Below are 22,321 nucleotides of genomic sequence, written 5' to 3' on the forward strand. Positions count from 1 at the left end.
AAATCGCAGGCGCGACAGCGCCTCGAACAACCGGCTCGCTCCCGCCCACCGCGGGTGTGCCAACAGGGCGTTGCAGGCCGGTCTCCGGGCTTGCGAGGGTCGTGAAATCCTCGCCTTCCCATGCTGGAGCACAGTGGCCTGAAGAGGATTTCGCTCGCTTACCGTTGCGGGGGCAGCGCCGGACTGATCACTGAAGTGACGCACCGGCTTCCCGTTTCACCTCCTGCGCGGCGGCAGGAGGCACCTGGAACGGGCCGGATGGGAACATCCGCACCGTTTCCAGTCAAGCCTTGAACGATCTGGATTGAATAAAATGTTATACTATAACAATTCGCTTGTGCAGTCTTTCTTCGCCGGACCCCACGCCCTGGCGCAGCTTCCCGGGTCATCACATTTTCTTCACGCCGGTCTGCTATGCTGCCGGCCTTCCTTGGGGAGTAGCCTGCCGTCACCCGTTGACGGCGCGCTGGTCAACATTCTTGGCAACCTGCCATGGCCAGCGCATCCAACCGGATTGGTGAGACCAACGACATTCCTGCGCCAAAGCCGGGCCGCGGGGTCATGTCGTTGACTCATGCCCGGCTGGAGTATCCGCGTGAATCCCGTTTCCCTGATCTTCCTCGCCTTCGCCATGTCCACCGATGCCTTCGCCGCGGCCATCGGCAAGGGCTCCAGCCTGGATCGGCCGCGCCTGTCGGAGGCGCTGCGCACCGGGATAATCTTCGGCGTGATCGAGGCCATCACCCCTCTGGTCGGCTGGCTGCTTGGCCAGGCCGCCAGCCAGTTCGTCGCCGACTGGGACCACTGGATCGCCTTCGTCCTGCTGGTGCTGCTCGGCCTGCACATGATCCACAACGGCCTGCGCGCGGATCATGCGACGGAACAGGAAAAGCCCGGCCAGCATTCGTTCTGGATTCTCGCGGTGACGGCGCTGGCCACCAGCATCGACGCGCTGGCGGTGGGCGTCGGCCTGGCCTTCGTCGATGTCAACATCTTCCTCGCCGCCGGTGCCATTGGCCTGGCCACCATGACCATGGTCACCCTCGGCACCATGCTCGGCCGGGCGCTCGGCGCAGTGACCGGCAAGCGCGCGGAGATGGTCGGCGGGGTGGTGCTGATCCTGGTCGGTGCGACCATTCTCTACGAGCATCTCAGCGCGGCGTGAGCGGCATCGGAGACGGGGCGGGACAGGTCGCGGCGAGTGGGTGGGCGTTCGCTTCAGGCGCTTTCCCAATCGCGGATTGCCGCCAGCAGCGCCTCGCCGTCGGCGAACTCGCGGTCCGCCGGCGGCAGCGCCGGACGTGCCAGGACCAGCACCGGCAGGCCCATTTCCCGCGCCACCTGGAGCTTCGGCTCGGTGGCCTGGCTACCGCTGTTCTTGCTCACCAGCACGTCGCAGGCGAGGCGCTCGAACAACGCCCGTTCGCCATCCAGGCTGAACGGCCCGCGCGCGCCGATCACCTCGGCGCGCGGCGCGGCCGGCTGGCCTTGCAGGCAGCGCACGGTCCAGTGCTGGTGCGGCGGGACCTGGCCGAGATGCTCCAGCGGTTCGCGGCCGAGGGTGAACAGCGGACGGCGGAAGGGTGCGAGGGCGGCGATCAGCTCGCGCCAGTCGGCTACCTCGCGCCAGTCGTCGCCGGGCCCGGCCTGCCAGCCGGGCCGGCGCAGCGCCCAGCAGGGTACTCCGGCCAGTCGCGCGGCGCGCACGGCGTTCTGGCTGATCCGTGCGGCGTAGGGGTGGGTGGCGTCCACCAGCAGGTCGAAGCCCTGCTCGTCGATGAACGCCGCCAGCCCTTCGGCGCCGCCGTAGCCGCCGACCCGGACCCGGCAGGCCAGGTCGCCGGGCACCTTGCCCAGCCCGGCGAGGCTGTAGAGATGCGCCGGACCGAGCCGGCGGGCGAGGGCCAGGGCCTCACCGATCCCGCCGAGCAGCAACAGGCGCTTCATCGGCGCTCCTCGCAGGCCTGGCCGACCAGGTTGCCCTGGCGGTCGATGGCGAAGACTTCCAGCGCCACCTCGGTGGGCACGATGCCGCGGGCGAAGCGCAGGGCGTGGGCGCAGACCGCATCGCCCAGGGCCACGCCTTCAGCGTGTGCCTGGGCCAGCGCCTGCTGGCTGGTGTTGGCGGCGCGCATGCTGTCCTGTAGCGCGGTGCTGGCACCGAGCGCGGCGGCCCAGCCGGCCAATTGCGGCAGGTCGATGCTGGAATGGCGGCTGTGCAGGTCGAGGTGGCCGCCGGCGAGCTTGCTGATCTTGCCGAAGCCGCCGCACAGGCTGAGCTTTTCCACCGGCGCCCTGCGCAGGTGCTTGAGCACCGCGCCGGCGAAGTCGCCCATCTCGATCAGGGCGATCTCCGGCAGCGCATAGCGCCGGCGCATGGCGTCCTCGCTGGCGTTGCCGGTACAGGCGGCGATGTGACGGACGCCGTTGGCGCGAGCGACATCGATGCCCTGATGGATCGAGGCGATATAGGCCGAGCAGGAGAACGGCCGGACGATGCCGCTGGTGCCGAGGATCGACAGCCCGCCGAGGATGCCCAGGCGCGGGTTCATGGTCTTCAGCGCCAGCTCGGCGCCGCCCTCCACGCCGATGGCGACCTCGAAGCCGCCGGCGTAGCCCCGTTCGGCGGCGAGCTGGGCGAGGTGGCGTTCGATCATCTGTCGCGGCACCGGATTGATCGCCGGCTCGCCGACCGCCAGGGTCAGCCCCGGGCGGGTCACCGTACCGACCCCGGGGCCGGCATGGAAGCGCACGCCAGGCTCGGCGCTCAGGCGCACCCGGGCGAACACCAGGGCGCCATGGGTGACGTCGGGATCGTCGCCGGCATCCTTGAGGGTGCCGGCTTCCGCGCCGTTTTCCCAGGCGCGGCAGAATTCCAGGCGCATCAGCACCTGCTGGCCCTTGGGCAGGACGATCTGCACCGCGTCGCTGATCGTGCCGCCCAGCAGCAGGCGCGCCGCCGCCAGGCTGGTGGCGGTGGCGCAACTGCCGGTGGTGTAGCCGCTGCGCAACGGCGCGGGCTGCTCGGGGGTTTCCTCACGCATCGCGGGGAGGCTTCCTGGCGGCGGGCTTGCGCAATTCCAGCAGGGTGATCGGCAAGGCCTGGCGCCAGGTGTCGAAACCGCCCAGCGGTCGCGCGTGGGCGACGCCGAGGCGGGTGAGGTCGCCACCCAGGCGTTGCTGCCAGTCGAGCAGCACCCGTTCGCTCTGCAGGGTGACCGCGTTGGCGAGCAGGCGGCCGCCGGGCCGCAGGCGCTCCCAGCAGGTTTCCAGCACGCCCTCGGCGGTGACCCCGCCGCCGATGAAGATGGCGTCCGGCTCGGGCAGTTCCAGCAGCGCCTCCGGGGCGCTGCCGGCGACCAGGTGTAGGGTCGGTACGCCGAGGGCGTCGCGGTTGTGGCGGATATGTTCCTGGCGCTCGTCGTTGGCTTCGATGGCGATCGCCCGGCAACTGGGGTGCGCGCGCATCCATTCGATGCCGATGGAGCCGCAACCGGCGCCGACGTCCCAGAGCAGCTCGCCTGGGCAGGGCGCCAGGCGCGCCAGGGTCACGGCGCGGACGTCGCGCTTGGTCAACTGGCCGTCGTGGCGATAGGCCTCGTCGGCCAGGCCCGGGGTCAGCGGCAGGCGCACGGCGCCGGCGCCGGCGCGGCATTCCACCGCCACCAGGTTGAGATCGGCGGCGCGCGGCAGCGACCAGTCGCCGGCGAGGCCGTCGAGACGGCGCTCGAGCGGCCCGCCGAGGTGTTCCAGCACGCTCAGGCGACTGGCGCCGAAGCCACGGGCGTTCAACAGGCGGGCGATGGCGGCCGGGCTGTCGCCGTCGTTGCTGAGGACCAGCAGGCGCCGGCCGTCGTGGACCTGTGCCTGCAGCGCCGCCAGCGGGCGCGCCACCAGCGACAGGCAGGCGACCTCCTGCAGGGCCCAGCCGAGGCGGGCGGCGGCCAGCGAGAGGGAGGAGGGCGCCGGCAGGACCCGCAGTTCGGTCGCCGGCAGTTGCCGGGCGAGACTGGCGCCGACGCCGAACAGCATCGGGTCGCCGCTGGCCAGCACGCAGGTCGGCTGGCCGCGCCGGGCCAGTAATGGTTCCAGGGAGAACGGCGTCGGCCAGGTTTCGCGGGCGGCGCCGATGCACGGCGGCAGCAGTTCCAGCTGGCGCGCCGCGCCGACGATCCGGCTGGCTTGCAGCAGGGCACGCCGGGCCTGCTTGCCGAGGCCGGGATAACCGTCCTCGCCGATGCCCACCAGGGTCAGCCAGGGCGGCGTCGAGTCTGCCGATGACACGGTTCCGATACTCCTGAAATGCGTCTGTGAAGGGCCCGCGACGGCTTCCGGACGGAATGGGTTTTCCCGGCCCCGGGCTGGGCGGCATAATAGCGCGTTCGTCGGTGCCCGGCCCTTTCGCGTTAGCGCGGGGCCAACGAGGGCCGAAGAGGGAACACGGAGCCGCGGTCTTTTCGAAGCCCGGGCCTAGCCGTGGCTGCCCCCGCAACTGTATGCAGCCTGTATTCGCGCCATTCGCCACTGGATTACCGGGAAGGCGGCGCGAAGCGGAGGTTCCTCCCCCGGGTGGAACGCCGGGCTGCGAGCCAGGAGACCTGCCGCCGAAACCAGTCGCGAGTGCCAACATCGGGCGGGGTGTACCGATGCCGTGGTCTGTCCCTGGGGGACAGCGGTGCGGTCGCCGCGACGCCGATTCGAGTAGCGTTTTTGAACGACGACCAGACCCCGGCGCCCCTGCCCGTACCACGTCCGTCGCCCTGTCCCGGCCTGCTGCGTATCGTCCAGGCGCTGGACGGCGGCATCTGCCGCATCAAGCTCGACGCCGGCCGCCTGGACGCCGCCCAGGCACGCGCCGTGGCGGCCGCGGCGCGGGATTGCGCCAGCGGCGTGATCGAGGCGACCAACCGTTCCAACCTGCAATTGCGCGGCGTCCGTCGCGGCGAGGAAGAGCGGCTTGTCCGCCGCCTGCTGGACGCCGGCCTCGGTCCCCGGCATGGGTCCCTGGCCGGCGCCGACGACGTGCGCAACCTGATGCTCAGCCCGGCCGCCGGGCTCGATCCGCACCTGTCGCTGGACGTGCGCCCGCTGGCCGCTCGGCTGTTGCTGCGGCTCCAGGCGGACAGCCGCTACCACGCGCTGTCGGCCAAGTTCGCCATCCAGCTGGACGGCGGCGAAGACCTGGCGATGCTCGAACATCCCCATGACATCTGGCTCTCGCCGATGCCCGCGGCGCCGACCGCGACGCTGGTCTTCGGACTCGCCGGCTGCCCGGCCCGCGACCGCCCCCTGGCGGCGTTGCCGGCGGAGCGGGGCGAGTCCCTGGTGCTGGCGCTGCTCGACCTGTTCCTCGAGCGCGCCCAGCCGCAACAGACGCGAATGCGCCACCTGTTGCAGGAGCTGGCCGGAGAACCCTTGCTGGAGGCCTTGCAGGCGCGCCTGGATTTCCCTCTGCGGCGTGACGAGCGGGTGGCGGCCTGGCGGCGTTCGCCGGGGCGTCCGTGGAGTCATCTCGGCGTCCAGCCGCAACGCCAGCCGGGCCTGGTGATGGTCGGCGCGGCGGCGCCGCTCGGCCGGCTCGACAGCGCTTGCCTGGAAGGCCTGGCCGAGCTGGTCGAACGCCATGGCGACGGCAGCCTGCGCCTGACCCCCTGGCAAGGCGTGCTCCTGCCGAACCTGGCGCATGCCGAGGCCGACCAGGCGCTGCTCGGCCTGCGCGGACTCGGCCTGCTGACCGAGCCCGATGCGCCGTTGGCGCGGCTGATCGCCTGCAGCGGTTCCAGCGCCTGCGCCAGGGGCCTGGCCGACACCAAGGGCGACGCCTTGCGCCTGGCCGAACGCCTCGGCCCGCGCAGCGACCTGCCGCAACTGCACCTGTGCGGCTGCGAACGGTCCTGCGCCGCCGCCCACCGCGCGCCGCTCACCCTGCTGGCGCGCAGCGGCGGGTTCTACGACCTGTACCGGCACGACCCATGCCACCCCGGATTCGGCCAGTTGCTGGCCAGCCGCCTGACTTTCGCCACGGCCGCCGACTACCTGGCGGCCCTGCCTTCCCAGCCCACTTCCGGAAAACCCGCATGATTGACTACATCCGCGATGGCCAGGCGATCTATCGCCAGTCGTTCGCCACCATCCGCGCTGAAGCGAACCTCGCCGGCATCCCGGCCGACCTTGAAAAGCTCGCGGTCAGGGTGATCCACGCCTGCGGCATGGTCGACGTGGTCGACGACCTGCGCTTCTCGCCCGGCGCCGGCGCCGCCGGCCGCGCCGCGCTGACCGCCGGCGCGGCGATCCTCTGCGACGCGCGGATGGTCGCCGAAGGAGTGACCCGCTCGCGGCTGCCCGCCGCCAACCGGGTGATCTGCACCCTCAACGAAGCGGACGTGCCGGCGCTCGCCACGGAACTCGGCAATACCCGCTCGGCGGTGGCCCTGGAGCACTGGCGCGAGCACCTGGAGGGCAGCGTGGTGGTGATCGGCAACGCGCCGACCGCGCTGTTCTACCTGCTGGAAATGCTCGACGCCGGCGCGCCGAAACCGGCGCTGATCCTGGGCTTCCCGGTCGGCTTCGTCGGCGCCGCGGAATCCAAGGAGATGCTCGCCGCCGATAGCCGCGGGGTGCCCTACGTGATCGTCCGCGGTCGCCGTGGCGGCAGCGCCATGGCCGCCGCGGCGGTGAACGCCCTGGCCACGGAGCGCGAATGATGAGTGTCGTGAAGGGCCGCCTGCTGGGCCTGGGCGTCGGGCCCGGCGATCCCGAACTGATCACCCTCAAGGCCCTGCGCCTGCTGCGCGCGGCGCCGGTGGTCGGCTATTTCGTGGCCAAGGGCAAGAAGGGCAACGCCTTCGGCATCATCGAGGCGCACCTGGACCAGGCCCAGGTGCGCCTGCCGCTGGTCTATCCGGTGACCACCGAGAAGCTGGAACCGCCGCTGTGCTACGAGACCATCATCAGCGATTTCTACGACACCGCCGCCGAACAGCTGGCCGCGCACCTGGACGCCGGCCGCGACGTGGCGGTGATCTGCGAGGGCGACCCGTTCTTCTACGGTTCCTACATGTACCTGCACGACCGCCTGGCGACGCGCTACGAAAGCGAAGTGGTGCCTGGCGTCTGCTCGATGCTCGGCGGCGCGGCGGTGCTCGGTGCGCCGCTGGTGTACCGCAACCAGAGCCTCTCGGTGCTCTCCGGAGTGCTGCCCGAGGAGGAGTTGCGCCGGCGCCTGGCGGATGCCGACGCGGCGGTGGTGATGAAGCTCGGCCGCAATTTCGACAAGGTCCGCCGCGTGCTGGTCGAGCTTGGCCTCGAGCGCCGCGCGCTGTACGTCGAGCGGGCGACCATGGCCAACCAGCGGATCGTGCCGTTGGAACGGGTGGAGCCGATGGCCTCGCCGTACTTCTCGCTGATCGTCGTTCCCGGCGACAAGTGGCAGGGAGGGGCCGGTGGTGAGTGACGCCCAGCAGGTTCCGGCCATCGTCATCCTCGGCCAGGGCGCGCTGGATACCGCGCGGCGGGTCCAGGCGCGCTATCCCGGGGCGCTGGTCCACGGGCTCGCCGGGCGGGTCGAGGCCGACCGTTCCTATACGGACTTCGGCGACACCCTGCGCGAACTGTATTGCGCCGACCGCCCGATCGTCGCCCTGTGCGCCGCCGGCATCGTCATTCGCAGCCTGGCGCCGTTGTTGCAACGCAAGGGAGCGGAGCCGCCGGTGCTGGCCCTGGCCGAGGACGGCAGCGCGGTGGTGCCGCTGCTCGGCGGGCTGGCCGGGGTCAACCGGCTGGCGCGGGAAATCGGCGAGGTGCTGGCCGTGGCGCCGGCGATCACCACCAGCGGCGAGCTGCGCTTCGGCACCTGCGTGCTCAACCCGCCCGCCGGTTATGTCCTGGCCGACCTGGAGCAGGGCAAGCGCTTCGTTGCCGATTTGCTCGGTGGCCAGCCGGTGCGCGTCGAGGGTGCCGCCGACTGGCTCGACGCGGCCCGTTTGCCGCGCGACCCGGAGGCAGCGCTGGCGATTCACGTGACGCCCTCGGCGCGTGCGCCGCGGGCCGAGGAACTGCTGATCCATCCGCGCTGCGTGCTGGCGGCGCTCGAACCTGCCGACGCGGCGGCGGACGCGGTGCGCCAGGCGCTGGTCGATGCCGGCCTGGCCGCGGCGGCGCTCGGCGGCTTGCTGGCCGACAGCGCGCGGATGGCCGATCCGCGCCTGCAGGCCGCCGCCGATGCGCTCGGCGTACCGCTGCGCTTCCTGCCGCAGACCGATCCCGCTGCGCGCCTGCGCCAGGCCTTGCCCGCCGCCGAGCAGGTCGGCGACCGACTGGCGGTGGCCGCCGCGCCCTTGGCGATGGACCGCATCGGCCAGCGTCGCGGCCGACTCACAGTGATCGGCCTGGGGCCCGGCTGCGCCGAGCTGATGGTGCCTGCGGCGCGGCGGGCACTGGACGAGGCCGAGGACATCCTCGGCTACCAGACCTACGTCGACATGGCCGGACCCTTCCGCGCCGGACAGGTGCTGCATGGCAGCGACAACCGCGAGGAATTGCAGCGCGCCCGGCATGCCTTCGAACTGGCGGCGACGGGCAGGGCGGTGGTGCTGGTATCGTCCGGCGACCCCGGCGTGTTCGCCATGGCCGCCGCGGTGCTGGAAGCCCTGCATGGCGCTGGCGAGCCGGCCTGGGACGCGGTCGAGCTGCGGATCTTCCCTGGCGTCTCGGCGGCCCTGGCCACCGCGGCCAGGGCGGGGGCGCCTCTGGGCCACGATTTCTGCGTGCTGTCGCTGTCCGACAACCTCAAGCCCTGGGAGGTGATCGAGCGGCGCCTGGACCTGGCCGGCGCCGCCGACCTGGCGATGGCTTTCTACAATCCGATCTCGCGGGCGCGGCCCTGGCAACTGGGACGGGCGCTGGAGATCGTCGCCCGCCATCGTTCGCCGCAGACCCTGGTGGTGCTCGGTCGCGACATCGGGCGGCCCGGTGAGCGCCTGCTGCGCACCACCCTGGGCGAGCTGCGTGCGGAGCAGGTGGACATGCGCACCCTGGTGATCATCGGCTCGTCCACTACCCGCAGCTTCCCGCGCGCCGACGGCGAAGCCTGGGTCTACACGCCGCGCTGGTACCCATCGGAATAGCGGGGCGGGAGCGCGCGCGGAAATGTGGCAGACTGCTGCGCGCATCCCTGTACCGCGGAGCCTGAATCCATGTCCTTTCGCTGTTCCCCGTGCCGCCTGGCCGGCATCCTGCTGGCGGCGCTGTTCGTTCCGGGGCTGGCCGCGGCGGCCGGCTCCTGCGAGCGCCTGGTGGCCACCGGCAACCCGGAGTACCCACCCTACCTGTGGCGCGACCCGCAGGATCCGAAGCGCCTGATCGGAGCCAATGCCGACCTGTTGCAGCGCCTGGGCAAGGAGCTCGGCGTGCGCATCGACGTGCTCTACAGCGGCTCCTGGGAGGAGGCCCAGGAAGAGGTGACCAGCGGTCGCGCCGACCTGCTCGCCGGGGCCTACCTGACCCTGGCACGGCTCGGCAGCATGGACTATGTACATCCGCCGTTCCTGATGACCAGCGGGGTGGTCTGGGTGAACAAGGACGCCGCGTTCCCGTTCATCGGCCGCGACGACCTGATCGGGCACAAGGGCAGCGTGCTGGCCGGCAGCAGCCTGGGCGAGGAGTTCGACCGCTTCGCCAAGGCCAGTCTCGACCTGAAGCCGGTGCCGAGCCTGACCCAGGGCTTGCAGGACCTGATGCTCAAGCGCAGCGAGTTCCTCCTCTACCAGGCGTTGCCCGGGCAGGCCCAGGTCGAGGCGCTGGGCATGGCCGACGACCTGGAGGCGCTGGAACCGGTGCTGAGCAGCGAGGGGCTGTACCTGACGCTGTCGCACAACTCCGCCTGCAACGATCCGTGGCTGCGCGGACAACTGGCGAAAAAGATGACAGAATTGTCGGCTGCCGGCGTTCCCGTAACGCTCTTGCAGGACAATCTCGAACGCTGGAAAGCCCAGCAATTGCCGGCTTCCGGCGCCAGTTCGACTACGCAGGAAAGTGACTTGTGAGCATTCGATGGATGATGGCCGCAGGCCTCGCCGCGCTGACCCTGAGCGGTTGTGCGAGCAACGACCCGGCTCCGCTGGAGCAGATGCGCCTGACCGAACAGGCGCTGGAGCAGGCCAAGGCGGTGGGTGCCACCGACGACGTGGCCGAGCTGAAACTGGCCCAGGACAAGTACGCCGCGGCGCAGATCGCGATGACCGCGGAGTCCTACAAGAAGGCGCGCCTGTTGGCCGAGCAGGCCGAGCTGGACGCACGCCTCGCCGAGTCCAAGGTGCTGACGCAGAAGAGCAAGGACCAGCTCGGCGAGCTGGACAAGAGCCTGAAACGTCTGCGCAAGCAACTGGGGGAGACCGACTGATGCCGGGCAAAGCGACTCTCTTCGCCACCCTGCTGGCCTGCGCCGCGCTGGCTGGCTGCGCCGACCACAAGCTCAGCGAACAGTCGCTGGCCAAGGCGCAGAGCGAGTTCGACCAGGTCAAGGAAGATTCCGACGTGCTCCGCGCGGCGCCCAAGGATGTGATCCGCGCCGGCGAATCGCTGGCCCGCGCCGAACGCCTGTCCAGCTACTGGGGCAGCAGCAGCGACGTGATCCAGTATGCCTACCTGAGCCAGCGCTACAGCGAGATCGCTCGCCAGCACGCCTTGCTCAACCTCAACCAGGAGCGCCTGACCCGCCTGCAACTGGAGCGCGAGCGCCTGCAACTGGCCCTGCGCGAAGCCAAGCTGCTCAGCGTGCAGGAGCAGGGCCAGCGCCTGAGCGAGGAGATCGCCAGTCTCAGCACCGAGGAAACCGAGCGTGGCCTGGTGCTCACCCTTGGCGACGTGCTGTTCGACTTCAACCGCGCCGAACTCAAGCCGGCGGCCAACCGCACCGCGCTGAAGCTGGTGCAGTTCCTCCAGCTCAATCCGCGGCGGGTGATCCGCATCGAAGGCTATACCGACAGCGTCGGCGACAGGCAGGCCAACCTCGACCTGTCGCGCGAGCGCGCCCAGGCGGTGGCCGACGTGCTCGCCGATCTCGGCGTGGATCCCGCGCGCATGCAGGTGGTCGGCTACGGCGAAGCCTTCCCGGTCACCGACAACGCCTCCAACCGGGGGCGGGCGCAGAACCGCCGGGTGGAGATCGTCTTCTCCAACGACAAGGGCCAGCTCAGCGCGCCGCGCTGAGCCCCGCGCCGCCGCAGGGAGCCCCGGTACCCCAAAGGGTCCGGGGCTTTTTTCGCCTGGCGAACCGGGTGGCGCCGGATTTCTCTGTCAGAACTTGCGCAAGAGCGGGCTATCATCGGGATCGAACTAGTTCGAGCAGCAATCCGTGCAGCATAAGCACCTTGTATTTCGTTATAACGAGTAGAGAGGCGCAATGAGTTCGAACGAAACCCTGCCGGGGCTGGTGATCGCCGATTCCTTCCCGGTCATGCAGTGGGCGCTGCAGCGCTACCTCAGCGAGGAGTGCGGACGCCAGGTGCTGGCGGTGGTCGGCGATAGCGACAGCCTGGTGGAGCGCCTGGCCGACCTGCCGCCGGAAAGCATCCTGATCACCGAGCTGGGCTTGCCTGGCCAGCGCAGCCGCGACGGTATCCACCTGGTGGAATGGCTGACCCGGCACTGCCCGCAAATGAAGGTGATGGTCTACTCGGTGTTCAGCGCGCCGTTGCTGGCCAAGGCGGTCCTGCGCAGCGGCGCCTCGGCCTACATCAGCAAGCGCAGCCCGCTGGAGACGTTGAAGGCGGCGCTGGAGTGCATGGCGCTCGGACAGACCTTCCTCGACCCCGGCCTGCACCCGCAGCGGCATACCGGCAAGCCGCTGAGCCCCACCGAGGTGGACATCCTCCGGCGCCTGGCGCGTGGCGACACGGTCAGCGAGATCGCCCAGCGGACCATGCGCAGCGTGTCGACCATCAGCACCCACAAGAAGAACGCGATGGTCAAGATAGGCCTCAACAGTGACGCCGAACTGATCGCCCTGGGCGTGATGAACTGGCTCCACGAACTCGCCTGACCGGGTTCGAAACATCTCGACCGCCAGTTGCGGAACAATCCTCGCCAGCCCCCGGGAGCCATCCCGCCGCAGCCGAGGAATCCGCATGATCCGCCAGCCCCGCTTTGCCCGTTTCGTCCTGCCGTTGTTGCTGAGCCTGTGCCAGCCGTCCTTCGCCGCCGAACTCCGCGCGGTTGCCGAAGCACGCCGCCAGGAACTCCTGCTGGAGGACTCGCCGGTGGCGTGCGGCGAGGCGGGCTGCACGGCGCGGGAAAGCCTCAGCCTGGTGGCGTTGCAGGTGCAGGCCCGGGTTCTGGTCACCCGCCTCGGCCGCGATGATTTTTCCCCGGCCGCCCGCCAGCCCGCCGCCGTCCCGGACTACCGCCTGTTCGGCGATCTCGGCCTGGCGCCAAGCCCCTTCGCCTGGCAAGCGTTGACCGGCGAGAGCGCGGCGGCGGACGCGTTGCGTTTCTGACTTTCCCTATGGCCGCTCCCCAGGCGGCTCTTGGCGGACTGTTTCCCGCCCGCACCCGGCCGGTGGCGACCGACCGGGTTTTCTTTTTCTCGCGAACGCGCCGTCTCTGCGACCGACCCGTACAGTTTTGCGACTGTATGCCTGGTTGTCGGCCGAACTGTTCTGGAGCAGTTTCACGAATTGAGCTACTGTTTCGGTTCAATCGCCGAGGAAAACCCGCCATGACCAATCTGCTGCTTTACCAACGCATCGCCCAGCAGTTGGCCGAGGACATTCGCCGTGGCGTCTACCAGCCGGGCGAGCGGGTACCGTCGGTACGCAAGCTCAGTACCCAGTTGAACGTCAGCCACGCCACCGTGCTGCAGGCCTACGCCACCCTCGAGGACCAGGGACTGATCCGCGCCCGTCCGCAATCCGGCTTCTACGTCCACCGCACCCCGGCGCTGACCGCGCCGACCCCGGATATCGCGCGGGTCGAGCGTCCCGGCCTGGTCACCCGCAGCAGCATCATCAACCAGGTGCTCGCCGAGTCCCGCCGCGAAGGGGTATTCCCGCTCGGCGCGGCGGTGCCGCACGTGGACTACCTGCCGGTGCGCGCCTTGCACCAGCAACTGGCCAAGGTCACCCGCTTCCAGAGCCCACGGGCGTTCAGCTACATGTTCAGCCCCGGTTTCGAGCCGCTGCGGCGGCAGGTGGCGATCCGCATGCGCGACGCCGGCGTGGTGGTCGACCCGTCGCAGGTGACCATCACCCACGGCTGCGTGGATGCGATCCACATGGCCCTGCGGGTGCTGACCCGTCCCGGCGACCTGATCGCCACCGAGTCGCCGAGCTACTACGGCCTGCTGCAACTGGCCGACGTGCTGGGCCTGAAGGTCATCGAGATCCCCAGCGACCCGCGCACCGGGATCAGCCTTGAAGCGCTGCAACTGGCGGCCAACCAGTGGTCGATCAAGGCCTTGGTGCTGACCGCGCGGCTGAGCAATCCCTTCGGCGGGACGATTCCCGAGGATCGCCAGAAGCAACTGCTGAAACTGACCGCCGAACACAACATCGGGGTGGTCGAGGACGACATCTACGGCGAACTGATGTTCGACCAGGGCCAGGCGCGCTCGCTCAAGTCCCACGACCGCGACGGCCGGGTGATCTACTGCTCGAGTTTCTCCAAGACCATCTCGCCCGGCGTACGCATCGGCTGGATCATCGCCGAGCGCTACCAGGAGGAGATCCGTCGCTTGCAGACCTTCACCACCCATTCGGCCTGCACCGTGACCCAGATGGGCGTCGCCGCCTACCTGGAGAACGGCGGCTACGACCGCCACCTGCGCTACATCCGCCAGGAGTACCGGAAGAACATGACCGCCTACCAGTTGGCGGTGCAGCAGTACTTCCCGGAAGGTACGCAGATGACCCGGCCCAAGGGCGGCTTCATCCTCTGGGTCAGCCTGCCGGCCAAGGTCAACACCAAGGAACTCCACGTGCGGGCCCTGGAGCAGGGCATCAGCATCGCCCCGGGGCTGATCTTCAGCAACACCGAGCAGTTCAACAACTGCCTGCGGCTGACCTGCGGGATTCCCTGGAACCGCGAGGCGGAGCGGGCGATCATGACCCTCGGCATGCTTGCCGGGCAGCTTTGCCAGGAAGGCCTTATCGCCGCCTGAGCGCGAGGCGCTCCCCTGGCTGAGGGGCGCCCCGCGACAGTCCGCGAAGAATTTTCCCGGGGATTAACCCGAATCCACCGACAGCTTCGTCTCAGCGGGTATCTCCGCTGCACGACGAGGTCGTCTCGATGTTTTTCCCGGCTTCCATCCGGACCGGCACTTTCGCCGAACTGTCCGACGCTGGAAAATGTCTACCGATAGCCGCTCCGGCCGCGCTTCTGGCGACGGCCCGGGCGTTTCGTGGCGACGCCGATGCGTGCCGCGAAGGATGTGGCCGATGAGCCTGCTCTCGGTCGCCTTTGACACAGGACAGGAGTCGACCAGCGGCATGCATGCCTCCACCAGCGCCACGACGGCCGCCGGCAGCGACGAAACGCTGCTGGCGCGTTACCGCAAGGGCGACAGCGCGGCCTTCGAGGTGCTCTACCAGCGCCATCGGCAGGGTCTCTACCGTTTTCTCTGCGGCCTGGCCGGACAGACCGAACTGGCCGACGAGATTTACCAGGAAACCTGGCTCAGCCTGATCCGCAGCGAGAGCCAGCCGCAGGGCCGGGCGAGCTTCCGCACCTGGCTCTACCAGATCGCCCGCAACCGCCTGATCGATCATTGGCGCAAGCATGGCCAGCGCCAGCCGTTGCAGGACAGCTACGACGAACAGTTGCACGCGCAACCCGACCAGGGCGCCGGCCCCGAGCAGCAGCTCAGCCTGAGCCGCGACGGCGAGCGCTTGCAGAGCGCGCTGGAGACCCTGCCCGAGGAACAGCGCGAGGTATTCCTGATGCGCGCCCACGGCGAACTGGAACTGGCCGAGATCGCCACGCTCACCCAGTCGCCGCTGGAGACGGTGAAGAGCCGTTTCCGCTACGCGGTGCAGAAGCTGCGCCGGCTGCTGGCCGAGGAGGTGGCGGTATGAACCCACAGAAGCATTCCGCGAGCGTCGCCGAAGAGCAGATGCTGGCGCATTTCCGCGCCCACGCGCCGCAGCAGCCGGCGCCGGCGCTGGATCAGGCGATCCTCGCCGCCGCGCGACGCCAGGCGGCGCATGTCGAACCCGCCCGGTCCTGGTGGCGGCGCTGGCTGGAAGCCTCCCGCAGGCCGCGTTGGCAGGCGGCTTTCGCCAGCCTGCTGGGCGTGGCGCTGGTGCTGGGGCTGGTCAGCCACAACGTGCTGGACGACGCCGAGCGCCAGGCCCGCCCCGAAGTGGCGTTCAGCGATGTGCCCCTGCGCGACGGAGTCGCCGGGGCCGCTGCGGCGAAGCGGGCCATGCGCGCGCCGGCGGCGCCGGCTCCGCTGTCCGGCGAGATGTCGGAGCCCCCGGCCTTGCTGGCCAGCTACGCATCGTCCGGGGAGGCGCCGCAACTGATGGCCGAGGCCGCGCCGGCGGCTCCGGCTGCCCTGGCCGACCGACCGCCGGCCCAGGCCGCGCAGCAGGCGAAGGTCCAGGCGGCGCTGGCCGGCGACTTCGTCGCCCAGGCCAGGGGCAAGGCGGTTGCGGTGAAGCCGGAGGTGCTCGACGAGGCGCTCGGGGCGGTCCTTGCCCTGCGTGAGCAGGGCAAGACGGAGCAGGCCGCGACCCAGTTGGCCGAGCTGCAGAAACGTTTCCCCGGAGAGAACCTGGTGGAACGACTGGAACGCCTCGCGACGATAGCCGCGAGCGCCAGGAAACGGCCGTGACGACCATGGCCCGCGACGCGGCGGCGGCGTCGCGGGCTGACATCAAGCGGTTATCCGCGCATGACAGGTTAGACATGGGGCGAACAACAGAGAGAGTGCCAGGATGACGATAGTGACCCCTTGCCTTGGTTGCTGTCTGCCGTCAGCATTGCCGCAATTGGCCATACCTGCGTGACTATGAAACGTCTTTGCCGAATTTGCGTCGTTGTTCTTTTCGGTTGCTTCCTGGCGGCCTGCGATGACGGCTCCAAGGCACCGGAAAAGAAAGCCCCGGAAGCACCGCCGCAGGAGCAGCGCGCCCCTGCCAAGCCAGTGAAGCCTGCACGAGCGGAGCCAGCGCCTGCCGTGCCTGCCGCGCCGAAAACAGCTTCGAAGAAGGTCGCGCCAGCCGCGGAGCAGGTTGCCGAACCCAAGCCGCCGGCCAAGCCGAAGCCTGCGGCTGCGCCGCCGAAGCCGGCCAGCAGGCCGGTCGCCAAGGACAAGCCGGCGCCGGCGAAGCGCGCTTCCACCGCTCGTCTCGACCCCGAGGTACGCAAGCCGCTGCCGAGCGCCAAGCTGGACCTGCGCCTGCCGAAGGAACTGGTGCAGAAGATGGCGCCGCCCGGCACGGAAGAGACCCATAAGCCCAAGCCGCTGTTGCCGCCGATGTTCGAGGAAAAGGACGACAGCGACTTCCGCCTCAACGGCCAGTTGCTCTATCGCGACCGCGAACTGGGCGTGTCGCGGCCCCTGGAAGGGGCCGAGTTGCAGTTCGAGTTCCGCCAGTAGGCCGCCACGGTGCTCAGAAGCGGTAGCGCTGCTCCTGCAACGCCTGGTACAGCTCCGCGTCCAGCGGCTGGTAGCCGGCGCTGCCGGGCAACCTGACGAAGAGTTTGTCGCTGACCCGCGCGGGATCGTAGGCGTCGCGCTTGAGGTCGGTCTTCTTGTACTTGAAGGTGCCGGTGGTCTCGACTTCGCGCAGCAGGCGCAGGAACACCGGTGTGGCATAGGCCGGCAACTCGCGGTCGAGGTGCGCGGCGAGAGCGTCGCGGTCCAGTTCGACGCCATCGGCCAGGCGCAGCGCGGCCATCCCGCAGCGGCCGTTGGTGCCGGGAATCTCCACGCCGTAGACCACCGCATCCTCGACCCCGTCGAAGGCGCCGAGGGCGTTTTCCACCTCGGTGGTGGAAACGTTCTCGCCCTTCCAGCGGAAGGTGTCGCCGAGACGGTCGACGAACTGGGTGTGCTTGAAACCGATGTCGCGCATCAGGTCGCCGGTGTTGAACCAGGCGTCGCCCTTCTTGAACACGTCGCGGAGGATCACCGCTTCGCTCTTGGCCGGATCGGTGTAGCCGTCGAACGGCCACTTCGCACTGATCTCGCTGATCAGCAGGCCGACCTCGCCCTTGCCGACCTTCTCCATGAAGCCCTTGGCGTCGCGCACCGGATGGTCGTTCTCCAGGTCGTAGCGGACGATGGCGTAGGTGGCTGGGGAGAAGCCCACCGTATTGTCGAAATTGAATACATTGGTGAAGCCGATGTTGCCTTCGCTGGAAGCGTAGAACTCGGTGATCCGCTGGATCTCGAAGCGTTGCTTGAACTCGGCCCAGATCGACGGGCGCAGGCCGTTGCCGATCATGCAGGTCAGGCTATTGCCGCGTTCCTCGGCGCACGGTGGCTGGTTCAGCAGGTAGCGGCAGAGCTCGCCGATGTAGCCGAAGCAGGTCGCCCGGTAGTGTTGCACGTCCTTCCAGAAACCGCTGGCGGAGAACTTGCGGCGCAGGGCCATGGCCGCGCCGCCGGCGAGCGCCGCGCTCCAGCAGACGGTCACGGCGTTGTTGTGGTAGCAGGGCAGGGTCAGGTAGAGCACGTCGTCGCGGCCCAGGCCCAGGCCGGAATGGCCGAAGCCGCCGTAGGCCTTGATCCACTTGCCGTGGCTCATGATCGAGGCTTTCGGCAGGCCGGTGGTGCCGGAGGTGTAGATGTAGAAGCAGGAGTCCTTGAGCCGCACCCTGCCGGTGTCCTCGAGGTTCTCCGAGGTCTGTCCCTGGGCCAGGCGCATCAGGTTGCGCCAGCCCATCGGCGGCGAGCCGGGATCGCCGAGGGTGTCGCCGTCGTCGACCCAGTAGCAATGGCCGGCGTTGCCGAGCACCTCCTGGCGGACTTCCTCGAACACCTCGCGCAACTCTTCGCCGACCACGAAGTGGCCGGGCTTCACCAGGTTCAGGCTGTGCACCAGGACCTTGCCGCGCTGGGTGGTGTTGACCAGTGCGCCGATGGCGCCGAGCTTGGCCAGGGCGGCGAGGATCGCCAGCAGCTCGACGCGGTTTTCCAGCATCACCGCGACCACGCTGCCGTGGCCTACGCCCTCGGCCTTGAAGGCGCGCGCCAGGCGATTGGCCCAGCCGTTGAACAGGGCGTAGCTGATCCGCCGCTGGCCGTCGAGCACCGCCGGGTTGTCCGGGTACAGGCGTGCCGCGCGCTCCAGCGCCCAGCCCAGGGACAGGCTCTTCTCGCGGTTACGGATCGCGGTGTAGTACAGGCCGCGCAGCATGCGCGGCACGCGGCCGAAGGTGGCAGGCAGGCGGGCAACGAAACGGTTGAAAGTGATCAGGTCGGCGTGGGTCATGGCTCTCGCGCTTGTCGTTGTTGTGCGGGGCGTAGGACGCTCCCGCGACTCTAGACCGCAGCCGCCGCCTCGGCTATGACCGTTGCGCGGTCGCCCCGGGGCACTTCGGCAAATAGCCCGGAAGCCCGCCGCAGAGCGCCGCGCGCCTTTCGTCGGAGACCTCAGTCGAGGAACAGGTCAGGCACCAGCGCGCCACCCTCCGGGTCGTAGCGGTACTGCTCGAAATCGCTCTGGCCGCGCTCGCGCAGCAATTCCTCGTCGACCAGCAGGCGCCCGCTGAGGCTGCGCCCCTCGCTGGTGAGAATGGCGTGCGCGGCGTCGGCCATGATCGCCGGGGTGCGCGCGCGGCGGAAGGCGTCACGGCTGCCCAGCTCGAACTCGATGGCGGCGGTGGCGATCATGGTCTTCGGCCACAGCGCGTTGACGCTGATGGCGTATTTCCCAAACTCCTCGTGCATCCCCAGGGTAAGCATGCTCATGCCGTACTTGGTGACCGTGTAGGGGCCGTGCTGGGCGAACCACCTGCCGGCCAGGTTGATCGGCGGCGACAGGCTGAGGATGTGGCCGTTGGCGCTCCTGCGCAGGTAGGGCAGGGCGGCCTGGCTGCAGACCAGCACCGCGCGGGTGTTGATCTGGTACATCAGGTCGAAGCGCTTGGGCTCCAGCTTCTCCACCCCGACCAGGCGGATCGCCCCGGCGTTGTTGACCAGCGCGTCGATCCCGCCGAAACGTTCGGCGGCGCGGGCCATGGCCGCCGCCACGGCCTGCTCGTCGCGCACGTCGAGTTGCAGCGGCAGGGCCTGGCCGCCGGCGGCCTCGACCTCGGCGGCGACGCTGAAGATGGTGCCTTCCAGCTTCGGATGCGGCTCGGCGCTCTTCGCCGCGATCACCAGGTTGGCGCCATCGCGCGCGGCGCGCAGGGCTATCTCCCGGCCGATGCCGCGGCTGGCGCCGGTGATGAACAGGGTCTTGCCGTGCAGTGACATGGGCGTCTCCGTTTTCTTGTCGTTGTCGTTGTCGTTGCGGATGAGCGGCGGGGTGTCTCAGGCGTCGGCTTCCACCTCGACCAGCACCTGCCGGTTGCGCACCTGCTCGCCACGGCCGACCTGGACGCGGCGGACCACGCCGTCGACTCCGGCCTTCAGCGGGTGTTCCATCTTCATTGCCTCCAGCACCAGCAGCAGTTGGCCCTTGCCGACCCGTTCGCCCTCGCCGACCAGCACCTCGACGATGGCGCCGTCCATCGGCGCCTTGAGCGTGCCGGAACTGGCGCCGACCTGGGCGCTGGCGCCGGCGTGGGTGACGTCGAGCAGTTCGAGGTTGCCGCCGTGGCCGTATAGCCAGAGGCGCCCGCCGTCCAGGTGGTAGGCGTGGCGGCGGCGAATGCCGTCGAGTTCGGCGCTGGCCCAGCGTCCGTCGCAGTCGAGCAGGCGCACGGCGATCTCGCGTCGCTCCAGGCGCGCCAGCAGTCGCGGCCGGCGACCGCTTTCGAGGACGTCCAGGCCGATCTCCAGGCGCTGTTCGGCGTGCTTCAGGACGATCTTCCACGGTGCCCCGGCGGCGCTGCGCCAGCCGGCCAGGCCGGGCTGGTGCGCACTGGCCTCGGCGCCGGCCTGGTAGAGCAGGGCGGCGGCCAGGGCCAGTTCCTCGGCGCCCGGCTGGCGCGGTTGCAGGCTGGGGTCTTCGGCGAAGCGTTCGCCGATGAAGGCGGTGGTCGCCTCGCCGGCGGCGAAGTCCGGATGCGCCAGGAGGTTGGCGAGGAACCGCTGGTTGCCGTCGACCCCCAGCAGCACGCAGCGCTCCAGCGCGCGGATCAGCTTGCGCCGGGCTTCGTCGCGGGTCGCCCCGTAGGCGATCAGCTTGGCCAGCATCGGGTCGTAGAAGGGCGTCACCGCCTGCCCCTCGACCAGGCCATGGTCGATGCGTACGCCGGGCAGCAGTTCCGGGTCCCAGCGCAGCACCGTGCCGGTCTGCGGCAGGAAGCCGCGACCGGCGTCCTCGGCGTAGAGGCGGACCTCGATGGCATGCCCGCGCAGTTCCACCTGTTCCTGCCGCAGCGGCAGCGGATGGCCCTCGGCGACGCGGATCTGCCAGGCCACCAGGTCCTGGCCGGTGACCAGTTCGGTGACCGGGTGTTCGACCTGCAGGCGGGTATTCATCTCCAGGAAGTAGAAGCGGCCATCCTCGCCGAGAAGAAACTCGACGGTGCCGGCGCCCACGTAGTTGACCGAAGCCGCGGCCTTCACCGCCGCCTCGCCCATGGCGCGACGCAGGTCGGCATCGAGCACCGGGCAGGGAGCTTCCTCGATGACCTTCTGGTGGCGGCGCTGCACCGAGCAGTCGCGTTCGCCGAGGTAGAGCAGGTTGCCGTGGCGGTCGCCGAACACCTGGATCTCCACATGGCGCGGGCGCAGCACGGCCTTCTCCAGGATCAGTTCGGCGCTGCCGAAGGCGCCCAGCGCTTCCGAGCGTGCGGTGCGCAACTGCTCCAGCAGTTGGTCGGGTTCCTCCACCAGGCGCATGCCGCGGCCGCCGCCGCCGGCGCTGGCCTTGATCATCAGTGGGTAGCCGATGCGTTCGGCCTCGCGCCGCAGGGTCGCGTCGTCCTGTTCGGCGCCTTCGTAGCCGGGGATGCACGGCACCCCGGCGGCGAGCATGGCGATCTTCGACAGGCGCTTGCTGCCCATCAGGTGGATGGCTTCCGCATCCGGGCCGATGAAGACGATCCCGGCGGCTTCGCAGGCACGGGCGAATTCGGCGTTCTCGGAGAGGAAGCCGTAGCCGGGGTGGATCGCCTCGGCGCCGCTGCGACGGGCGGCGTCGAGGATCGCCTCGAGGTTCAGGTAGGACTGCGCCACCGCTGCCGGGCCGATGCACACGGCCTCGTCGGCCAGTTGCACATGGCGGGCGTCGGCGTCCGCCTCGCTGTACACGGCGACGCTGCGGTAGCCCAGTTCATGGGCGGTGCGCAGCACCCGGCAGGCGATTTCACCGCGGTTGGCGACGAGGATCTTGTTGAAGCTGGGCATGTCGTTCGGCTCCTGGAGGCTGTTGCCCTGTTTCGCGGTCGTGGCTCACTGGGCCCAGACCGGCTTGCGTTTCTGTACGAAGGCCAGGGTGCCTTCGCTGCCTTCGGCGCCGCCCACCGCTTCGGCGAACTGGCGCGCCGCATCGTCCAGCAGGGCGCCGAGTTCGCCGCTTTCGCTGGCCAGCAGCAGGGCCTTGGTGGCGGCGTTGGCGTTCGGCGCGCAGCGGCGCAGTTGCTCGAGGGTTTCCTCCAGGCGCTGTTCGAGGGCATCGGCGTCGGCCTCGCAGAAATGCACCAGGCCCAGGCGCAGCGCCTCGCGGCCGTCGAAGCGGGCGGCGGTGAGGGCCAGGCGGCGGGCCTGGGTCAGGCCGATGCGGCGGACCACGAAAGGCGCGATCTGCGCCGGGAGAATGCCGAGGCTGGTTTCCGGCAGGCCGAACTGCGCATCGGCGGCGGCGATCGCTACGTCCGACACGCAGGCCAGGCCGAAACCGCCGCCGAGCACCGCGCCTTCCACCAGCGCCACCAGCAGTTGCGGGGCGGCCTGGGCTTCCTCCAGCAGGCTGCCGAAGGCGCGGTTCAGCGTGCGGTAGGCTTCCGCCCCGGCGGCGCGGGCACCGGCCATGTCCTTGATGTCGCCGCCGGCGCAGAAGTGCCCGTCGGCGCCGCGCAGCACCAGCGCCCGCACGCTACGGTCGTCGCGCACGGCGGCGAGCACCGCGCGCAGTTCGCCGACCATCGCCAGGCTCATGGCGTTGCGGCTTTGCGGGCGGTTCAGGGTGATCCGCAGGACGCCCTCGACGGGTTCCAGCAGCAGGGTCTCGCAATGCGGCAGGCTCATGCCGGTTTCCTCCTG

At 69.7% G+C, this 22,321-nt stretch carries 21 protein-coding genes and 3 riboswitches; of the genes, 14 read left to right on the top strand and 7 right to left on the bottom strand.

The genetic code is table 11. The annotated features are described in order from the left end of the window. Positions 1-57: 57 nt before the first annotated feature. Positions 58-263: riboswitch (cobalamin riboswitch) on the bottom strand. A 157-nt stretch (positions 264-420) separates the two neighbouring features. After that, positions 421-586: riboswitch (yybP-ykoY riboswitch) on the top strand. Between the two features lie 9 nt (positions 587-595). Continuing rightward, on the top strand, positions 596-1,165 hold the full coding sequence (gene mntP, locus LJF27_RS11325) for a manganese efflux pump MntP (protein WP_003091017.1): 570 nt from the start codon (positions 596-598) through the stop codon (positions 1,163-1,165). Between the two features lie 53 nt (positions 1,166-1,218). Here the strand turns inward: mntP and LJF27_RS11330 are convergent, their stop codons facing one another. Genes LJF27_RS11330 through cbiE form a run of 3 tightly spaced genes read right to left on the bottom strand, consistent with a single transcriptional unit; the run spans position 1,219 to position 4,284 of the window. Further along, complete coding sequence (locus tag LJF27_RS11330) at positions 1,219-1,947, bottom strand: cobalt-precorrin-6A reductase (protein ID WP_003158668.1); 729 nt, start codon at positions 1,945-1,947, stop codon at positions 1,219-1,221. Next, positions 1,944-3,044, bottom strand: a complete 1,101-nt coding sequence (locus tag LJF27_RS11335) for a cobalt-precorrin-5B (C(1))-methyltransferase (protein WP_003114022.1) — start codon at positions 3,042-3,044, stop codon at positions 1,944-1,946. The genes LJF27_RS11330 and LJF27_RS11335 overlap by 4 nt, the downstream gene beginning before the upstream one ends. After that, the gene (cbiE, locus tag LJF27_RS11340) at positions 3,037-4,284 is read right to left on the bottom strand and encodes a precorrin-6y C5,15-methyltransferase (decarboxylating) subunit CbiE (protein ID WP_003114023.1); all 1,248 of its coding nucleotides are present in this window, start codon (positions 4,282-4,284) and stop codon (positions 3,037-3,039) included. The genes LJF27_RS11335 and cbiE overlap by 8 nt, the downstream gene beginning before the upstream one ends. 85 nt (positions 4,285-4,369) lie before the next feature. Further along, positions 4,370-4,621: riboswitch (cobalamin riboswitch) on the top strand. An 89-nt stretch (positions 4,622-4,710) separates the two neighbouring features. On the opposite strand from cbiE, the gene cobG reads away from it, so the two are divergent. The 13 genes from cobG to LJF27_RS11405 all read left to right on the top strand — a co-directional run bounded on the left by cobG (position 4,711) and on the right by LJF27_RS11405 (position 16,597). Then, positions 4,711-6,081, top strand: a complete 1,371-nt coding sequence (cobG, locus tag LJF27_RS11345; RefSeq protein WP_003158669.1) for a precorrin-3B synthase — start codon at positions 4,711-4,713, stop codon at positions 6,079-6,081. Beyond that, complete coding sequence (locus LJF27_RS11350; protein ID WP_003117647.1) at positions 6,078-6,704, top strand: precorrin-8X methylmutase; 627 nt, start codon at positions 6,078-6,080, stop codon at positions 6,702-6,704. Before cobG ends, LJF27_RS11350 begins: the two co-directional genes overlap by 4 nt. Beyond that, positions 6,701-7,453, top strand: coding sequence for a precorrin-2 C(20)-methyltransferase (locus LJF27_RS11355; RefSeq protein ID WP_003091011.1), 753 nt, complete (start codon positions 6,701-6,703; stop codon positions 7,451-7,453). The genes LJF27_RS11350 and LJF27_RS11355 overlap by 4 nt, the downstream gene beginning before the upstream one ends. Next, positions 7,446-9,125 carry a precorrin-3B C(17)-methyltransferase gene (gene cobJ, locus LJF27_RS11360; protein ID WP_014833942.1) on the top strand — a complete coding sequence of 560 codons (1,680 nt, stop codon included), beginning with the start codon at positions 7,446-7,448 and terminating at the stop codon, positions 9,123-9,125. The genes LJF27_RS11355 and cobJ overlap by 8 nt, the downstream gene beginning before the upstream one ends. Before the next feature lie 69 nt (positions 9,126-9,194). Continuing rightward, entirely contained in the window at positions 9,195-10,043 is an 849-nt protein-coding gene (locus LJF27_RS11365) for a substrate-binding periplasmic protein (protein ID WP_003117645.1), read from the top strand. Further along, positions 10,040-10,399, top strand: a complete 360-nt coding sequence (locus tag LJF27_RS11370) for a DUF4398 domain-containing protein (RefSeq protein WP_003091008.1) — start codon at positions 10,040-10,042, stop codon at positions 10,397-10,399. The genes LJF27_RS11365 and LJF27_RS11370 overlap by 4 nt, the downstream gene beginning before the upstream one ends. Further along, on the top strand, positions 10,399-11,208 hold the full coding sequence (locus LJF27_RS11375; protein ID WP_003091007.1) for an OmpA family protein: 810 nt from the start codon (positions 10,399-10,401) through the stop codon (positions 11,206-11,208). Before LJF27_RS11370 ends, LJF27_RS11375 begins: the two co-directional genes overlap by 1 nt. 193 nt (positions 11,209-11,401) lie before the next feature. Next, on the top strand, positions 11,402-12,040 hold the full coding sequence (locus LJF27_RS11380) for a response regulator transcription factor (protein WP_003091005.1): 639 nt from the start codon (positions 11,402-11,404) through the stop codon (positions 12,038-12,040). Between the two features lie 85 nt (positions 12,041-12,125). Continuing rightward, entirely contained in the window at positions 12,126-12,494 is a 369-nt protein-coding gene (locus LJF27_RS11385; protein WP_003107036.1) for a hypothetical protein, read from the top strand. Positions 12,495-12,715: 221 nt separating this feature from the next. Beyond that, on the top strand, positions 12,716-14,155 hold the full coding sequence (locus LJF27_RS11390) for a PLP-dependent aminotransferase family protein (protein ID WP_003091003.1): 1,440 nt from the start codon (positions 12,716-12,718) through the stop codon (positions 14,153-14,155). A gap of 328 nt (positions 14,156-14,483) precedes the next feature. Then, a complete protein-coding gene (sbrI, locus tag LJF27_RS11395; RefSeq protein WP_003119848.1) occupies positions 14,484-15,068 on the top strand; it encodes an ECF family RNA polymerase sigma factor SbrI in 585 nt (194 codons plus the stop codon). Continuing rightward, positions 15,065-15,829, top strand: a complete 765-nt coding sequence (gene sbrR, locus LJF27_RS11400) for an anti-sigma factor SbrR (RefSeq protein ID WP_016562070.1) — start codon at positions 15,065-15,067, stop codon at positions 15,827-15,829. The genes sbrI and sbrR overlap by 4 nt, the downstream gene beginning before the upstream one ends. Before the next feature lie 345 nt (positions 15,830-16,174). After that, positions 16,175-16,597 carry a hypothetical protein gene (locus tag LJF27_RS11405; protein WP_003091000.1) on the top strand — a complete coding sequence of 141 codons (423 nt, stop codon included), beginning with the start codon at positions 16,175-16,177 and terminating at the stop codon, positions 16,595-16,597. Positions 16,598-16,610: 13 nt separating this feature from the next. Here LJF27_RS11405 and LJF27_RS11410 read toward each other — a convergent pair whose 3' ends face one another. The 4 genes from LJF27_RS11410 to atuE all read right to left on the bottom strand — a co-directional run bounded on the left by LJF27_RS11410 (position 16,611) and on the right by atuE (position 22,306). Continuing rightward, positions 16,611-18,437: a long-chain-acyl-CoA synthetase gene (locus LJF27_RS11410; protein ID WP_003117644.1), complete on the bottom strand. Its 1,827-nt coding sequence runs from the start codon at positions 18,435-18,437 to the stop codon at positions 16,611-16,613. A gap of 161 nt (positions 18,438-18,598) precedes the next feature. Continuing rightward, positions 18,599-19,423, bottom strand: coding sequence for an SDR family oxidoreductase (locus LJF27_RS11415; RefSeq protein ID WP_003101741.1), 825 nt, complete (start codon positions 19,421-19,423; stop codon positions 18,599-18,601). A gap of 57 nt (positions 19,424-19,480) precedes the next feature. Further along, complete coding sequence (gene atuF / locus LJF27_RS11420; protein WP_003160590.1) at positions 19,481-21,466, bottom strand: geranyl-CoA carboxylase subunit apha; 1,986 nt, start codon at positions 21,464-21,466, stop codon at positions 19,481-19,483. 45 nt (positions 21,467-21,511) lie between these two features. Continuing rightward, positions 21,512-22,306 (bottom strand): isohexenylglutaconyl-CoA hydratase, encoded by a 795-nt coding sequence (gene atuE / locus LJF27_RS11425; protein ID WP_003090995.1) that lies wholly within the window; start codon positions 22,304-22,306, stop codon positions 21,512-21,514. Positions 22,307-22,321 lie beyond the last annotated feature (15 nt).

It is taken from the genome of Pseudomonas sp. 203-8, assembly GCF_020708595.1.
Taxonomy (GTDB): Bacteria; Pseudomonadota; Gammaproteobacteria; order Pseudomonadales; family Pseudomonadaceae; genus Pseudomonas; species Pseudomonas aeruginosa.

What these genes read in the sequence shown, in the direction of transcription:
- LJF27_RS11375 (WP_003091007.1), top strand. Translation starts at nt 10,399, where the DNA reads ATGCCGGGCAAAGCGACTCTCTTCGCCACCCTGCTGGCCTGCGCCGCG.
- LJF27_RS11385 (WP_003107036.1), top strand. Translation starts at nt 12,126, where the DNA reads ATGATCCGCCAGCCCCGCTTTGCCCGTTTCGTCCTGCCGTTGTTGCTG.
- LJF27_RS11355 (WP_003091011.1), top strand. Translation starts at nt 6,701, where the DNA reads ATGATGAGTGTCGTGAAGGGCCGCCTGCTGGGCCTGGGCGTCGGGCCC.
- sbrI (WP_003119848.1), top strand. Translation starts at nt 14,484, where the DNA reads ATGCATGCCTCCACCAGCGCCACGACGGCCGCCGGCAGCGACGAAACG.
- LJF27_RS11415 (WP_003101741.1), bottom strand. Translation starts at nt 19,423, where the DNA reads ATGTCACTGCACGGCAAGACCCTGTTCATCACCGGCGCCAGCCGCGGC.
- LJF27_RS11330 (WP_003158668.1), bottom strand. Translation starts at nt 1,947, where the DNA reads ATGAAGCGCCTGTTGCTGCTCGGCGGGATCGGTGAGGCCCTGGCCCTC.
- LJF27_RS11365 (WP_003117645.1), top strand. Translation starts at nt 9,195, where the DNA reads ATGTCCTTTCGCTGTTCCCCGTGCCGCCTGGCCGGCATCCTGCTGGCG.
- atuE (WP_003090995.1), bottom strand. Translation starts at nt 22,306, where the DNA reads ATGAGCCTGCCGCATTGCGAGACCCTGCTGCTGGAACCCGTCGAGGGC.
- LJF27_RS11350 (WP_003117647.1), top strand. Translation starts at nt 6,078, where the DNA reads ATGATTGACTACATCCGCGATGGCCAGGCGATCTATCGCCAGTCGTTC.
- atuF (WP_003160590.1), bottom strand. Translation starts at nt 21,466, where the DNA reads ATGCCCAGCTTCAACAAGATCCTCGTCGCCAACCGCGGTGAAATCGCC.
- LJF27_RS11380 (WP_003091005.1), top strand. Translation starts at nt 11,402, where the DNA reads ATGAGTTCGAACGAAACCCTGCCGGGGCTGGTGATCGCCGATTCCTTC.
- LJF27_RS11410 (WP_003117644.1), bottom strand. Translation starts at nt 18,437, where the DNA reads ATGACCCACGCCGACCTGATCACTTTCAACCGTTTCGTTGCCCGCCTG.
- LJF27_RS11335 (WP_003114022.1), bottom strand. Translation starts at nt 3,044, where the DNA reads ATGCGTGAGGAAACCCCCGAGCAGCCCGCGCCGTTGCGCAGCGGCTAC.
- LJF27_RS11390 (WP_003091003.1), top strand. Translation starts at nt 12,716, where the DNA reads ATGACCAATCTGCTGCTTTACCAACGCATCGCCCAGCAGTTGGCCGAG.
- sbrR (WP_016562070.1), top strand. Translation starts at nt 15,065, where the DNA reads ATGAACCCACAGAAGCATTCCGCGAGCGTCGCCGAAGAGCAGATGCTG.